11 protein-coding genes are annotated in these 15,007 nt (G+C 37.1%); 10 read left to right on the top strand and 1 reads right to left on the bottom strand.

What is annotated here, in order from left to right; genetic code table 11:
• Positions 1-4: 4 nt before the first annotated feature.
• Complete coding sequence (locus tag KJS37_RS06325; RefSeq protein ID WP_213496570.1) at positions 5-1,177, bottom strand: AraC family transcriptional regulator; 1,173 nt, start codon at positions 1,175-1,177, stop codon at positions 5-7.
• Positions 1,178-1,325: 148 nt separating this feature from the next.
• On the opposite strand from KJS37_RS06325, the gene KJS37_RS06320 reads away from it, so the two are divergent.
• The 10 genes from KJS37_RS06320 to KJS37_RS06275 all read left to right on the top strand — a co-directional run bounded on the left by KJS37_RS06320 (position 1,326) and on the right by KJS37_RS06275 (position 15,005).
• Positions 1,326-2,342, top strand: a complete 1,017-nt coding sequence (locus tag KJS37_RS06320; RefSeq protein ID WP_213496448.1) for an alpha/beta hydrolase — start codon at positions 1,326-1,328, stop codon at positions 2,340-2,342.
• A 192-nt stretch (positions 2,343-2,534) separates the two neighbouring features.
• Complete coding sequence (locus KJS37_RS06315; protein ID WP_213496446.1) at positions 2,535-4,757, top strand: glycoside hydrolase family 3 N-terminal domain-containing protein; 2,223 nt, start codon at positions 2,535-2,537, stop codon at positions 4,755-4,757.
• A 29-nt stretch (positions 4,758-4,786) separates the two neighbouring features.
• Entirely contained in the window at positions 4,787-6,133 is a 1,347-nt protein-coding gene (locus tag KJS37_RS06310) for a PTS sugar transporter subunit IIC (protein ID WP_213496444.1), read from the top strand.
• Positions 6,134-6,145: 12 nt separating this feature from the next.
• Positions 6,146-7,030 (top strand): ROK family protein, encoded by an 885-nt coding sequence (locus KJS37_RS06305; protein ID WP_213496442.1) that lies wholly within the window; start codon positions 6,146-6,148, stop codon positions 7,028-7,030.
• 28 nt (positions 7,031-7,058) lie between these two features.
• Positions 7,059-8,408: a glycoside hydrolase family 1 protein gene (locus tag KJS37_RS06300; RefSeq protein ID WP_213496440.1), complete on the top strand. Its 1,350-nt coding sequence runs from the start codon at positions 7,059-7,061 to the stop codon at positions 8,406-8,408.
• Positions 8,398-9,366, top strand: a complete 969-nt coding sequence (locus tag KJS37_RS06295; protein ID WP_213496438.1) for an alpha/beta hydrolase — start codon at positions 8,398-8,400, stop codon at positions 9,364-9,366. Before KJS37_RS06300 ends, KJS37_RS06295 begins: the two co-directional genes overlap by 11 nt.
• 12 nt (positions 9,367-9,378) lie before the next feature.
• A complete protein-coding gene (locus KJS37_RS06290) occupies positions 9,379-11,085 on the top strand; it encodes a DUF4091 domain-containing protein (protein WP_206887414.1) in 1,707 nt (568 codons plus the stop codon).
• Between the two features lie 37 nt (positions 11,086-11,122).
• The gene (locus KJS37_RS06285) at positions 11,123-11,983 is read left to right on the top strand and encodes an acyltransferase domain-containing protein (protein ID WP_213496436.1); all 861 of its coding nucleotides are present in this window, start codon (positions 11,123-11,125) and stop codon (positions 11,981-11,983) included.
• Between the two features lie 131 nt (positions 11,984-12,114).
• Complete coding sequence (rlmD, locus tag KJS37_RS06280) at positions 12,115-13,473, top strand: 23S rRNA (uracil(1939)-C(5))-methyltransferase RlmD (protein ID WP_213496434.1); 1,359 nt, start codon at positions 12,115-12,117, stop codon at positions 13,471-13,473.
• 209 nt (positions 13,474-13,682) lie between these two features.
• Positions 13,683-15,005 (top strand): DUF262 domain-containing protein, encoded by a 1,323-nt coding sequence (locus KJS37_RS06275; protein WP_213496432.1) that lies wholly within the window; start codon positions 13,683-13,685, stop codon positions 15,003-15,005.
• Positions 15,006-15,007 lie beyond the last annotated feature (2 nt).

The raw sequence follows: 15,007 nt of genomic DNA, 5'->3' as shown, positions 1-15,007 counted from the left end.
ACATTCATATAATTGATGAAAAATACTTATTTCTAAACTCTAAAGGTGTCATGTCTTCGAGACGCTTAAAGCTTTGAATGAAATGACTTTGACTGGAAAAGCTGAGCAGCATAGCAATTTCCTTATAGCTTTGGGATGTAAACAACAAGAGATGTTTTGCCTCAGCAATTTTTTTCTGAATAATGTATTTATGTATCGTATGTCCCACGGCTTTTTTGAATTCCGTAGATAAATGTGTCACATTTTTTTGAGTATAATCAGATAAATGTTTCAGGGTAATTTGCTCGTAGAGATGATCATCGATATAGTATAAGACTTGTTTGACAAGATGGCTTTTCTCGGAGTAGGGGAAAGCATGTATGAGTTCCATAAAGAGGAAAGAACCTTCTTTTATATGGGTCAGGCATTCATGAGTAAAGTTAATACGTTGTAGTTTTTGAATCAGCGAGTCAGAAAGGCTATAAGCTTGAAGTATTGGCACACCATTACTAATACTCACTCGAGTGAGAATAGCAATTAATGAGGCACATTTATACTTTAATGTTTCTAGTTTACTTGTTGAAAGTTCAGCATCATAGGTACTGCTCATTTTCTTGAAAATCCACTCTAATTTTTCAGGTTCATTTCGTTTAATGGCCTCGATATATCTTTTTTCAAACTCATAGGAGTCAAATGAGGAACCGTCGTAACGTCGGAGGGACAAGTTTTTTTCTAAAATAACATCGGTATGTGTCTCACTGAGGTGTTGACGTACACTCCATTTATAATTAGTGCTGTCAGCTAGTTTTCCATTGAGCAAAGCATAAAAGAGCTCTACAAAATCAATAAAGGTCTTTCGACTCTCTTTGGAATAATGCACACCTGCTAAATAATTGTGATTATTAAACTTATAAGAATCTGTTGCTGTACCGAGTATGCCACAGGGACCAATTAAGACTCTACAATTTTTATATTCCATTAAGTCGCAGTAGAAACTGCTGAAAAAATAGTCCTTGTCTTCAAAAAAAAAAATCTGTCCTTTCTCTGCCTGTTTGAGATAAGGACTTTTGAGGTAGCTTTCTAAATAATCAACTTTTTTAGGAATAATTATTTCATCTGTATTATTAATAATCACGAAAGGAACCAAGTATTTATAATAGAGTTGTTTTGTAACTAATTGTAGAGCCTCATAATCCATCAATGTTACTTCTTTCCAAAACTTTTTTCATGATATATTTTAACATAAAATAAATCTTAATCAAAAAAATTTTCTAATTTATAGTTGTATTTAATATGTTTTTCATGTATACTTAATCCACAAAAAAGAGAGGATTTATTAAAAAATTATGTATAAAAATGTACTGTTAAAAGGCCTGTTATGGTTTTTGGGTATTGTAGTAGGATTGTTTTTATTAGTGGTGCTTGCGTTCAATATTTCACCTAAACCAGGTGTTTGGATTATTCGTCATATGTTTAACTCTGAAGTGCAAATTACTGCATCAGAACCTTACCGGAAAGCTCAGGAAAAAATTACGACAGTGCAAGATGAACGCTATGCGTCACACTTTAAAGATAATTCCTACGATATATATTATCCTAAGCAGAGTCAAAAAGCGCTTCCTGTTTTGATTTGGGTGCACGGAGGAGGTTTTGTTGGTGGCGATAAAAAAGGAACTCAGGAATTTGCTACTCGATTAGCTGCGGATGCACATATTGCCGTTTTATCTATGAATTATGAGACGGCACCAGAGTCTGCCTATCCCAATCAAGTCATGCAGCTCAGTGAGCTAATTCAGAGCTTGAAAAAAGAGAAATTCAAATTTTTAGATTTGTCTAAAATTATGCTTGGTGGCGACAGTGCCGGCTCACAGATTGCTCTTCAGTATGCTGCAACACAGACAAATGCAAGCTATGGAAAAAGTGTAGGCGTTCCACAAGATTTAGATAAAAATGTACTTAAGGGTGCAATATCTTACTGTGGACCTGTGAATCTCACGCAAATGACCAATGTTCGCTCAAGTAGTCAATTCATGAAATTTTTTGTAACCACTGTCGCTTGGGCTGAAATTGGAACTAAAAACTGGCAGGACAGCCCAAAACTGGATGAGATAAGTATTGTAAATCACTTAACCTCAGATTTTCCAGCAACTTATATTACGGATGGGAATGCCTACTCTTTTCAAGATCAAGGTATCGCCTTTGAGAAGAAGTTGAGGGAATTAAACGTTCCTGTACGTGGCTTGTTTTATAAAGATTTAGAAAAAGAAATCACGCACGAGTATCAGTTTGACTACTCACTCAAAGAATCCCAAGAATGTTACCGACAAACCTTGGAGTTTGTGAAAGAGTATAAAGATAAATAGAATAACTTATAAAAGAGAGGGAATCAACTCATCGCTCTCTTTTTGTATTGCATAACTGTAAAAAAAATAATTTATGTAACCTTCTACATGTTTTTTGATATAAATACGAAAAATATTATATAAAAATAAATCAAAAGAAACTATAATTAATTTAAAGAAAGCGCTTTTTTAAATAAAAAAGGAGAAACATAAATGGAAAAAAATAAGCTAAAAGAAATATTAAACACTTTGAGCTTAAAGGAAAAAATTGCACAGACTGTTCAGTTAAATGGAGATTTGTTCACCGATAGTGGTGTTATGCCTACCGGTCCCCTTAAGGATTTAGGTCTTCCTGACAATTTTGATATTCACCAAGTAGGATCGATTTATAATGTGAACGATCCTGAAAAGTTAAGGATGATTCAAGAACAGGCAATTAACAAGAGTTCCCATGGTATTCCTCTGCTCTTCATGTCCGATATTATTTATGGCTTTCGCACGATATTTCCCTTACCCCTTGCTCAAGCAGGGTCTTATGATTTTGACCTTATTCAAAAAGCAGCTGAAATCACAGCTAAAGAGAGTTATTTGAGTGGAATTCATTGTGTATTTTCTCCTATGTTGGATGTAGTCAGAGATCCGAGATGGGGGCGCGTGATGGAATCACCAGGTGAGGATGTTTATACTGGAAAAGAATTTGCGAAAAGCGTGGTGACAGGCTATCAAGGTCAGGTCAAAGATTATGTCTCGGAGAACCATGTTGCAGCTTGTATAAAGCACTTTGCGGCATATGGCGCACCTGAAGCTGGGCGTGAGTACAGCACAGTAGATATGTCCAATCAACGTCTCTTTAATGAATATCTTCCAACCTACCAAGCAGCAATTGAAGCACATGCGTTGCTTGTGATGACTGCATTTAATGTGTTAAATGGAATACCTTCTACAGGGAATAAGTGGCTAAATCGAGATATTCTAAGAGAAAAATTTAACTTCTCAGGACTTTTGGTTTCAGATCATTCAGCTACCGAGGAATTACAAGCACATGGCTTCACAGCAAATCAAGAAGAATCTGCCAAAGCATCAATTGAGGCGGGTGTAGATTTTGATATGATGACTTCGGTTTATGTAAATGGTTTAGAGCCTCTTATTTTATCAGGAAAAGTAGATGAAGCCCTTCTAGATGAAGCGGTATGGCGTATTCTAAAACTCAAAAACAAGCTTGGACTCTTTGAAAATCCTTTTCGAGGACTCGATCAAGAAAATACAGGTGAGTTTCTTACAGCGGAAGCTAAAGAAACAGCTGTTGAGCTCGTTGAAAAAAGTTGTGTCTTGTTGAAAAATAAGGAGAACGCTCTTCCTTTGAGTGCTCAGCAAAAAATAGCTGTCATTGGGCCATATGGAAAAAGCAAGTTTACTCTCGGTTTCTGGGCCTCGGTCAGTGGGAAAGCGCAAGATACTGTTACATTAAAAGAGGGCCTCGAAAATAACTTTGCGAAGAAAAATCTTACATTTGCTACAGGTTATAACTTGTTTGATTCCTATGAGAGTTTTGGCCCGCTCAAGACGGGGATTGAGCATTTAAACGGCCTGATTGGAGACGAGAAAGAGCTGATTGAAGAGGCAGTAGAAGTTGCTGAAAATTCCGATGTTATTCTTCTGACGATTGGGGAGCAATTTTTAGAGAGTGGCGAAGGTGCATCTAAGGCAAAGCTTTCCTTGCCAGATAAGCAAATTCGTCTCATTAAGGCACTCGCACAATTAGATAAACCAATCATCGGACTCCTCTATACAGGACGCCCACTGGTATTGACAGAAATAGAACCTTATTTCTCAAGTTTACTTTTAGTATGGTATCCAGGGACAATGGGGGGTGCTGGTATCGCAAACTTACTTAGTGGACAAGCAAGTCCAAGCGCTAAACTTACGATGACATTTCCAAGAAGTGAAGGTCAAATTCCTATTTATTATGCGCAAAATACTACAGGACGACCTTTGAATGAAGAAAACAAAAATACACGTTTTGTTTCCAAGTACAGTGATGAGTCTAATGAACCCCTGTATGCATTTGGAACAGGTCTTACTTACAATCAAGTTGATGTAAAATGGCTGGAAAATATGGAAAACCTCACCTTTACAGAGAGTAACCAGATAAAGTTAGCTTATCAACTCGAAAATCTGTCGAATGAGACAAGCCATGCAGTGGTTCACCTTTATATGAGAGATATGGCTGCATCGATCGTTCAACCTTTCCGAAAATTAGTTGCGAGTCAATTTATAAAAATAGAGCCAAGTACAAAAGAAGAATTGGCTGTTACTCTTACAAAGGAAGATCTTTCATTTTCTGATAATCAAGGCGAATGGCACTTTGAGTCAGGGAAATTTGGTTTCTATCTTGTTGCATATGGGCAGGAAGAAGAATTAATTATATCGTTATAACTATTAGAAATAAATATTAGGAGTATAAAATGAGCAAATTAGAAGTTTTTCTAAATGACAAATTGATGCCGGTAGCTTCACGCTTACAGCAAAATAAAGTTTTGGCCGCACTTATGGAAGGCTTTATTCGTACCAGTCCAATTACATTGGGTATAGCCTTTATTACAATCATCGGTAATTTCCCGATTCCTGCATGGATTGAATTTTTAACTAAGATAGGAATTTATCCCCATGTAGAGGCAATCACAAATGGTGCTACTGGAGTGTTCTCACTCTATGTGGTCTATAGTTTAGCTTACTCTTATGCGAAACAACTGGGAGCAAATAAACGAAATTCTGCCCTTATTTCTTTAGCAAGTTTCATTATGCTAATGCCTCAAACAATCTCAACTACTGTGATACAAGATGGTCAGGAAGTAACTCAAGCTATCGGAGCTTTGAAACTTGACTTCTTGGGTGGTCAAGGTCTCTTTATTGGGATGTTAACAGCACTTTTAGTGACACGTCTCTACGCCTTTCTTTCTAAGAAGAAAATAATGCTTAAGCTTCCTGAAAGTGTTCCTCCGATGGTTACACAATCTTTAGCACCAGTCTTTGTAGTTACACTTATCTTTACTTTGGTCTTTGCTTTACGTGTGGCCTTTGGATTTACAGCTTCAGGTTCAATCTTCCAATTCTTCATCGATGTCGTCAGTGCACCACTAAACTCATTGGCAGCAAGTCCTTTGTCAATTATCCTTATTATGGAAATATTAGCTATCCTTTGGTTCTTTGGTATCCATAATGCCGTTTTACAAGGTCCTTTAGGCATGATTACAATGACAATGATTGTCACAAATATTGGCGCCTTTCAAAAAGGTGAAGACCTTCCTCTCCTTATCCCATCAGTTATCTACATGGGTATGTACGCAGCTGGATTTATGGGCTTTGTCACTTTCTTCATGATTCGTAGCAAATCAGCCAAAATGAAACAGTTGGGTAAACTCTCTTTCATTCCTTCTTTGTTTAATATTACAGAACCGATTATGTTTGGTATGCCAATCATTTTGAATCCTATTTTCTTTATTCCGCAAGTGTTCACACAGTTAATTGCTGGTTTTGTGACTTGGGGGTTAACAACTACCATTTTACCAATCAATCTTAATCCCACAATGAGTCTGTTGCCATGGACTACTCCAGTCTTTGTCAAAATGCCTCTCTCAGGTGGATTAAATTATACAATCTTGATGGTTATTAGTATGTTGATTGGTATTGTTATGTGGTATCCATTTATTAAAATTGCGGATAAAAAAGAATATGAACTTGAAATGGCAGCAGAACAACTAAGCCGTCATGAAACCAAAGAACAAAGCTTACAAGAAAGTATGCAAGCATAAAAAGGGGAATTGATGATTTTAGGAATTGATATTGGTGGAACACACATCAAAGTAGGATTTGTTGAGAATGAAAAAGTTACAACTAAAGATAAACTGCCTACTGCAAAAAATTTAGAGGAATTTTGTCAACAAATAAAAAAAATAATTAATGACTATATAAAAATCAATTCTTTCACAAAAATAGCTTTTTCAGTCCCTGGTTCAGTTGATGAATCGGGTACTGTTTTCTATGGAGGAGCAGTTTCATACCTGAATGGTATAAATTTGAAAACATTAATTGCTGACAATGAAGGAATGGAAAATTTTGAAGTCGTTGTTGAAAATGACGCCAAGGCTGCAACCCTAGGAGAAATGAGCTTTGGAAGTCTTAGAGGCATCAAAAATGGTGCAGCCATTATTTTAGGTACAGGTGTCGGAACAGGAATTTGTATCAATGAGCAACTCTATAAAGGCAGCCATAATCAGGCGGGAGAAGTAAGCTTTTGGATCCGAGAAAGAGCGGTTCACGGAGCAGACTCCTTTGTAGGTATGGGACTTTCCGCTGTAAAGCTCATAAGTTCATTAGCAAACCAGCTTCAAGTAGAGAATGATGGGCCACTCGTTTTTAGCGCTTTAAAAAGTTCAAAAGATAAAGAAGCAGCACAACTTTTTTCAAGTTACTGTGAAGGAGTCGCAATACTGTGCTTCAATCTTCAACTTATTTTAGACCTTGAAAAGATTGTGATTGGCGGAGGCATTAGTCAACAACCTCTTCTTATCGAGAAGGTCGAAGAAGCTTATCAAAAACTGTTTACAACAGCTCCAATTATTAAGAAAACACTACAACCAATCGTGGTAGAAGCAGCTAAATTTAAAGCTGATGCTAATCTTATTGGAGCAGCAAGAAAGGGAATCTGAGAATGATGAAATTTAAACAAGATTTTTTATGGGGGCATCAACAAGTGCTTATCAAGTGGAGGGAGCTTGGAATGAAGAGGGAAAAGGTCCTTCTGTTCAAGACGTAAAAAAGATACCTGAAGGTACGACAGATTTTAAAGTAGCCTCTGACCACTATCATCACTATAAAGCAGATGTAGAGCTCTTTAAGGAACTTGGACTCAAAGCTTATAGATTTTCTATTTCTTGGAGTCGTGTCATGCCAGACGGGAAAGTTAATCCAGAGGGCATCCAATTTTATAAGAACCTCATAAATCTGCTCAATGAAAATGAAATACAACCGGTTGTTACTGTTTTCCATTTTGATTTACCACTTTATATTGCAGAAAAAGGGGGCTGGGAAAATCGTGAGACCATCGAAGAATTCACACGCTACTGCCAAGTTCTCTTTGATTATTTTGCAGATGATGTCCCTTTATGGCAAACTATTAACGAGCAAAATGTGATGGCTCTCGCAGGTTCAGTGATAGGCACGAGTCAAAAAAGTATGAAGGAAAAATTCCAAGAAAATCATCATATGTTAGTGGCTCAAGCGAAAGTCACAAAAATGTTCCATGAAGGAAATTATCAAGGAAAAATAGGGCCTGCGCCAAATATTGCAAGTGTTTATCCAGCTTCTGACCGGCCAGAAGATCAGTTGGCTGCATTAAATATGAGTGCTTTAAGAAACTGGCTTTTCTTAGATGTTGCTGTTTTTGGTAGATATAATCACAATGCTTGGCATATCTTAGAGAGCATCGGAGCGGCTCCGATCGTGACGAAAGAAGATCAAGAAATTTTATCTCAAGGAACTTGTGACTATATTGCCTTTAACTACTATAATACAATGACAGTTGCAAGCTATTTTGAAAAAGACAATAACATTGATCAGCAGTCTGGATTTGGAATCCCTGGTTTTTTCCAATCCGTTGAAAATACACATCTCCAGATGACTGAGTTCGGCTGGCCCATTGATCCAAAAGGTTTCCGATTTACTCTGAATGAAATTTATTCAAGATACCATTTGCCACTTTTAATTACGGAGAATGGTATTGGGGCAAATGATATCTTGACAGATGATGGCGCTGTACATGATCAATATAGAATTGATTACTTGAAGGAGCATATTGAGCAAATGGCTCTAGCGATGGCTGATGGTGTTGAGGTGATTGGATATTGCCCATGGAGTGCGATTGATTTGGTAAGCACTCATGAAGGAATGAAAAAATGCTATGGCTTTATCTATGTTAACCGGACGGATGAAGACCTCCTAGATTTAGCGAGATACAAAAAAGATAGCTTTTACTGGTATCAAGAGCTTATTTCTAAAAATGAAATAGAGGAAAGTGATGATAACTAAAACTTTTAACTTTGATGATGAAGCAAGTTTAACAGTTTATCTACATGAAGATAAAGAAGAGTTTTCACGTGTAGGAAATCGACCTTTTGTTTTAGTAATTCCAGGGGGCAGCTATTCTTTTTGTAGTGAACGAGAAGGAGAACCAATCGCCTTGAATTTTCTTGCTCAGGGTTATCATACAGGTGTACTTCGCTATCACGTCGGAGATAAAAGAAGTTTTGAGAAGTCCCTCGAAGATGCACAAAAAGCCTTACTAAAAATTCAAGATTTAGCGACAATATGGAAGATTGATGAAAATAAAATCGCAGTCATCGGTTTTTCGGCAGGAGGACATTTAGCTGCTGCTCTTTCTAATCTGTCACCAGTTAAGCCAAACCTCTGTATTTTAGGCTACCCAGCTATTTTGAAATCTTTTGCCCAAGTGATGCAGATTGAAGCACCTTCCTTAGAAACTTATGTAACGAGAGAAACACCTCCCACTTTCCTCTTTTCAACATTTGAGGACAATGTGGTACCTATAGAGAATTCCTTATTATATCTTCGCGCTCTGGAAGAAAATGATATTCCTTTTGAGGCACATATCTTCCAAAAAGGCCTTCACGGTTTATCGTTAGCTACGAAAATGTTTGGTGCTCAAGAAAAAATGATAGATAAGCGATTCACCCGTTGGTTTTCGGAAGTTGTCGAATGGATGGAAATAAACTGGGAAACCACAAGGGGTAAGCGTGTGCCAGATAGCTTAGCAGATTATTCTATTGGGGATTTACTTGAAGACAGCAATAATAAAGACGTTCTATTGCAAGCTTTCCCCTACTGGAAAGAAGATAGAAGCAAGTTAAAGATAGTAAAGAAGTTGACACTCTCCCAGCTCTCAGAGTTAATTCCTGAAAAATTTGGTGAGATACAGTGCAAGAAAATTTTAGAAAGACTAACCAAACCAAGTCAATATATTACTTAGAAAGAGGAAAAAATGAAGGCTTATATAGTTCATGAAAGTTATAAGGCATCGACGAGCATGTTCTCAGGGACACCTGATGAGCTTGAGTCATTACCCATTTATAAAAATAGTTTTGGGGCATGCCATTTATTATTACACGATGGCTGTGAAAATCATTTTGTGTTGGGAAAAGAATTTTCCATTCCTGATCAAATTGAAATTCCAATCTATCGCATAGAGGTCAAATCCGAGCTGCCCGTGACGCTACAATTTGAAGAATATTACATGGGAAATGAAAATATTGAATACACGGACAAACTATTAGAACAGACAGCCAAAACTTATTCTGGTGATCGTTTTGTTCCTATCTATCTAGAATTTTCGACGTCTTCCGAGATACAGGCAGGTACCTATTCAGTCGAAATTACACTTTATCGTTCAAACTTAACATCTCAGGATGAGAAAATACTTTCTAAGACTCTAAAAGTAAAGGTAGGAGACTATAGTTTTCCTGAAGATACAGGACACAACTTTAATCTTGATATCTGGCAACAACCTTCGAACCTTGCACGAACTTACCAAGTACCTTTGTGGAGCGATGAACATTTTCGCTTGATTGGTGAAATGGCGGAGAGCTTGGCAACCCTTAATCAAAAAGTTATCACAGTAATTGCGGGGGAAATTCCGTGGAAAGGCTGGTTTAATTATATCGTCAAAGACTATCCAGCCAATCTTTATGAATACTCAATGATTAGCGTTAAGAAAAATGAAGCAGGGGAAATCCAGTGTGATTTTTCGGTACTAGACCGTTATTTAGAATGTATGTTCGCCGCAGGCATAGATCAAGAAATCAATGTTTTTGGTTTATTAGGTGTTTGGCAACCACCATTTTTCCCCTTGATAAAAGAAGTTGACCATCCAGAAAAGCTGGTCATCCGCTACTATGACGAAGTCACAGAAACCATTGACTTTATCCAAGATAAAAAAGACCTAGAGCACTATATCAAACAGCTTTTTGAACATTTTAAGGCATTAGGAGTTTGGGAGAAAGTGCGCATCGTCTCTGATGAGCCCAAAGTACATGAAATTGATACATTCAGACGTTCTTTAGATATTCTTAAGTCAATAGAGCCTACATTGAAAGTAAAAGGGGTTTTTGATAAAGAAGCAGTACTTGAAGCCTTGCTGCCGGTTATCGACTATCCAGTGACTTCCTACTATTGTACATGTAATAACTACAAAGAACTTAGCCAAAGTCATTCAGGAAAAACTCAGTACTATATCTGTAATTATCCAGACAAGCCAAACACTTTTCTTCACAGTCCCTTATTAGAAACACGTGTACAAGGACTCTTAGCACATTACTTTAAAACAGATGGTCTTCTTCGCTGGGCTTACAACTGTTGGCCAGATAACGTACGTCAAGATATCCGATATAATACAGCAGCTTTACCTATCGGTGATCTCTGTTTAATCTATCCTTCATATTCGGGACATATCCTCTTATCTTTACGTTATAAAGAGTTACAAAGGGGCATAGAAGACTTTAGTCTCATTAAAAATGCAGAGAAGGTAAATGAAGAAGCCGTTTCAAAAATTATAAAGGATTTTCTTAAAATAGAAGAACCAGCTGAATGGATGCTTGATAGTCATAATAGTAACCCTCTTGTGTTTAAACAGGATTATAAAGCTTATGACAAATTGCGAGAAGATTTAATACAAGTTATCAACTCAAAATAAAAGCAGCTTTTATCTTAGTCGATTTTGGGAGGAAGAGATGGAAGCAATACTAATACCGATGAAAAAATTTATGGCTGATATTGAGATTCCTGATTTGGTACAGAGCGCTGTATTAAAAAATTTCTCCATAATTAGTGACAAAATTTTGAGGATGAGCGCACAAAAGTTACTCGATGTTAGAGTTGCTGGCCAAGAGGCAGAGCGACTAGGAGAGCTGTACAGTAATGATACGCTGATGGAGCTGACTTATCACTTATATGCTGCCTTTTTATGCTGGGGCAAAATATACGTACCACAAGGTATATCTTATGAAATTTATATCAACACAATGAAGTGCTTCACGAGATTTTTAGAAGAAACCAGAAAGATAATCTCAACTTATAAATTTAATAGAGGATTTTGGACTTGGCGTTATACGAGTGGCTTGATATACAGGATTAAAGAATTAGAGTTTGAAAGGGTTGCTCCGCCACATAAAGATAAAGCGGCACGATTGGTAGGGAAGAAATATATTTCTGTTCATATTCCATCTGATGCTAACTTGTCTCACGAGATTATTTCAAAAAAATATCTTGAAGCGAAGTGTTTTTTGAAGAAATATTTCCCAAGCTATGACCAAACACCATTTGCGAGCAGCACATGGCTACTTTCCCCTAAGTTAAAAGATTGGTTGAAAGAGAAATCAAATCTGAGATTATTTGCAGATGATTATGATGTGGTAAATACAAATCCTAATAGTGATGAGGGAGTGCCTTGGGTTTTTAATAGTATTTCTGCTGATATCTTGAATTACCCTGAAGAAACAAGTCTGCAAAAAGCGGCCAAAAAGTGGATGGTGGCAGGGGGGCATATTGGCTCGGCCTTGGGAATTTTAAAAAAAGACATAGAACTAACATAAGCAAATACAAAAAAATACAGATAAGTGGTGAATTATCTGTATTTTTTGAGACGTAAAAAGGTTGTGTGTGATTTTCCGAGTGGAACATAAAGTAATTAGACTTTCTCTCTCGAGTATGCTATCATAAAAACATGAAAAAATTCCAGAAAAATGAAGTGATTCAAGGAACAGTCCTTGACTTAACACATGAAGGGCAAGGAGTTATCAAAGTAGATAACTTCCCTTTTTTTGTTGAAAATGCCTTACCCGGTGAAGAAATCAAAATGAAAGTTCTAAAAGTCGGAAAGAATTTCGGCTTCGGCAAGGTTGAAGAATGGCTCAGCCAATCACCAGATCGTGTGCAAGATGTCAATATGACCTATCTCCGCACAGGAATTGCTGACTTTGGGCACATGACTTATCCAGCCCAGCTTCACTTTAAACATCAACAAGTGGTTGATGTGCTGCGTAAAAACGCACATAAGCCAGACTTTCCGGTTCTTGACACTTTAGGTGCAGAGCAAGAAAGCCAATATCGTAATAAAGCACAAGTACCTGTCCGTAGTGTGAAAGGACAGACAGAAACGGGCTTCTTCCGAAAAAACTCACACGATTTAGTGCCAATCCGTGATTTTTATATCCAAAATACTGTAATTGATGACTTGGTTAATCAGGTGCGTGAGAGTTTAATTAAGCTCAATATTCCGCCTTATGATGAGCAAACGAAACGAGGTATTGTACGCAATATCGTGATTCGTCGCGGTCATCATAGCGGACAAATGATGCTGATTTTGGTTGTGACTAAAGAGAAATTCGCAGGTCTTTCAGAACTTGTCGCTGAATACAGCAATAAAGTGGACTCTTTCCAAATCAGCATTAATACATCAACAGGAAATGCAATCTTTGGCTCTAAGTTCAAACTGCTCTCAGGTAAAGATTATATTACGGACAGCATGTTAGGTAAAGATTTCCAAATCTCTGCTCGTGCTTTCTATCAAGTCAACACAGCACAGGCTGAAAAGCTTTATCAATTAGCTTATGATTTTGCAGATTTGAAAGCCAAAGATGTCGTGATTGATGCTTATTCTGGTATCGGTACTATTGGACTTGGAATGGCAGATAAGGTCGCACAGGTGTATGGTATGGAAATCATACCAGAAGCGGTTGAAAACGCTAAGACAAATGCAGCGCTGAATGATATTAAAAATGCGCAGTACGAAGTTGGACCAGCAGAAGAAGTAATGCCACAATGGGTACAAGACGGTATCCAACCTGATGTTATCTTTGTTGATCCACCACGCAAGGGTCTAGACGAAAGCTTTATCAAAGCCGCCACAGCAACCCAAGCACGAGCTGTAGTCTATATCTCATGCAATCCGGCAACATTTGCGCGTGATGTCGTCCGCTTTGAAGAGGAAGGCTATCTTTTGGAAAAAGTACAACCCGTTGATCTTTTCCCACAGACGAAGCACGTGGAGTGTGTGGGTGTGCTTACTCGGACAGAAGGCTGAAAGAAAAGGTAAGAATTTTTGAGAAGACCATTGTGGTTGATTGCAAGAGTGGGATGACCATATATTTAGATATTTAAAATGACAGAAATTAGATGCTTGCGGGTAGACGTGAGCATTTTTGTTATGTCAAAAATTGTAATCATGAGCCATTACAAAGGTGTATACGTGTTATAATGTAGTTGAAGATTTAAAATGAGGAGACAATCGCTTTGACGTTAATTCAAGACGAGCTACAAATCATCGATGTCGATGATCTCATGCAGCTGAATCTAAAAATTCCCGAATATCAACGCCCGTATCGTTGGGCGTCAAGTTCAACAAACACTTTATTCACAGATACCTATGAAGCTTTCAGAACCAATATTCACGAGTATCGCTTAGGATCAGTAATTTTACATAAATCTCATAATTCAGAAACCAAGAAATATGAATATAATTTAGTTGATGGACAACAACGAACGACTACACTTGCTATTTTATTGTATGCATTAGGTGATGATTCTCAGGTTATTTTGGACGAGGAATATAAGCCGTCTTCACAGAAGTCAATCCATGATAACTATATGGTGTTACAGCAACGAGTTAACGAGCTTCGGGAAGATGAACGTACTAACTATAAACGATACCTAAAAAGTAATTGTACGGTTGTTAAGATTGTTACGGATAGTGAACAAGAAGCCTTTCAATTTTTTGATTCACAAAATTCTCGAGGAAAGGCGTTGAAGCCACATGATTTATTAAAATCATATCACCTAAGAGAAATGACGAAAGAACCGGAACAATTAAAAATAAGATTAGTAACAGAATGGGAAGATGCAAATCAAGCTATGTTGGAAGAATTGTTTAGAACATACCTATATCCCGTCATACAATGGTTCAGGAATCGTGATGGATTGAACTATTCATCAGCCAAGATTCAAGTTTTTAAAGGAATAAAGCAATCCAATACCTACAATTACGCGATTTATCATAAAGCAAGTAATATTTTTATTGAACAAGTTAACTCAAGTGGTTCGAATGAATTACTCAGTTCTGGAGAGCTAAATGAGTTTCAATTAACACAACCAATCATATCTGGTAAACGTTTTTTTGCGTGGACTTTGCACTATTTAGATTTGTTAGATCAAGTGAAAAATAAAATTGAAAATTACCACCATCATAACGAAGCTGAAATACCAAGTAAAGGTACTGGGGATATTTATATTAAACAACTTTATGAAGCTTCTTTATTGTTTTTCGCGGATAGATTTGGTTTTGATGCTATTGACGATTCTATTATGCACCAGTTCTACACATGGTGTTATTCACTGAGAATAAAAATGTGGGCAGTTTATCCTCAAACGATAAATAAATATGCTCGGGGACAACACGGGCGAGTTAACGAAGGAAAAGATTTATTTACTCTGCTAAGCGAGATGGTAGATCCCCAGGAACTAAAAACAGTAATTTTGGATAGAGTAAATGAATCCGATATTCAAAACAGAAGATACAAAGAAATATATAAATTAATAGAAAAGTATAATAGGTGGTAATC

It is taken from the genome of Lactococcus formosensis, from assembly GCF_018403745.1.
Lineage (GTDB): Bacteria > Bacillota > Bacilli > Lactobacillales > Streptococcaceae > Lactococcus > Lactococcus formosensis.
Note: the sequence above shows the minus strand (reverse complement) of the source record. Positions and strands in the feature narration are given on the sequence as shown.

Coding starts and splice junctions, on each gene's coding strand:
- KJS37_RS06325 (WP_213496570.1), bottom strand. CDS start 1,177: ATGGATTATGAGGCTCTACAATTAGTTACAAAACAACTCTATTATAAA.
- KJS37_RS06320 (WP_213496448.1), top strand. CDS start 1,326: ATGTATAAAAATGTACTGTTAAAAGGCCTGTTATGGTTTTTGGGTATT.
- KJS37_RS06315 (WP_213496446.1), top strand. CDS start 2,535: ATGGAAAAAAATAAGCTAAAAGAAATATTAAACACTTTGAGCTTAAAG.
- KJS37_RS06310 (WP_213496444.1), top strand. CDS start 4,787: ATGAGCAAATTAGAAGTTTTTCTAAATGACAAATTGATGCCGGTAGCT.
- KJS37_RS06305 (WP_213496442.1), top strand. CDS start 6,146: ATGATTTTAGGAATTGATATTGGTGGAACACACATCAAAGTAGGATTT.
- KJS37_RS06300 (WP_213496440.1), top strand. CDS start 7,059: ATGGGGGCATCAACAAGTGCTTATCAAGTGGAGGGAGCTTGGAATGAA.
- KJS37_RS06295 (WP_213496438.1), top strand. CDS start 8,398: ATGATAACTAAAACTTTTAACTTTGATGATGAAGCAAGTTTAACAGTT.
- KJS37_RS06290 (WP_206887414.1), top strand. CDS start 9,379: ATGAAGGCTTATATAGTTCATGAAAGTTATAAGGCATCGACGAGCATG.
- KJS37_RS06285 (WP_213496436.1), top strand. CDS start 11,123: ATGGAAGCAATACTAATACCGATGAAAAAATTTATGGCTGATATTGAG.
- rlmD (WP_213496434.1), top strand. CDS start 12,115: ATGAAAAAATTCCAGAAAAATGAAGTGATTCAAGGAACAGTCCTTGAC.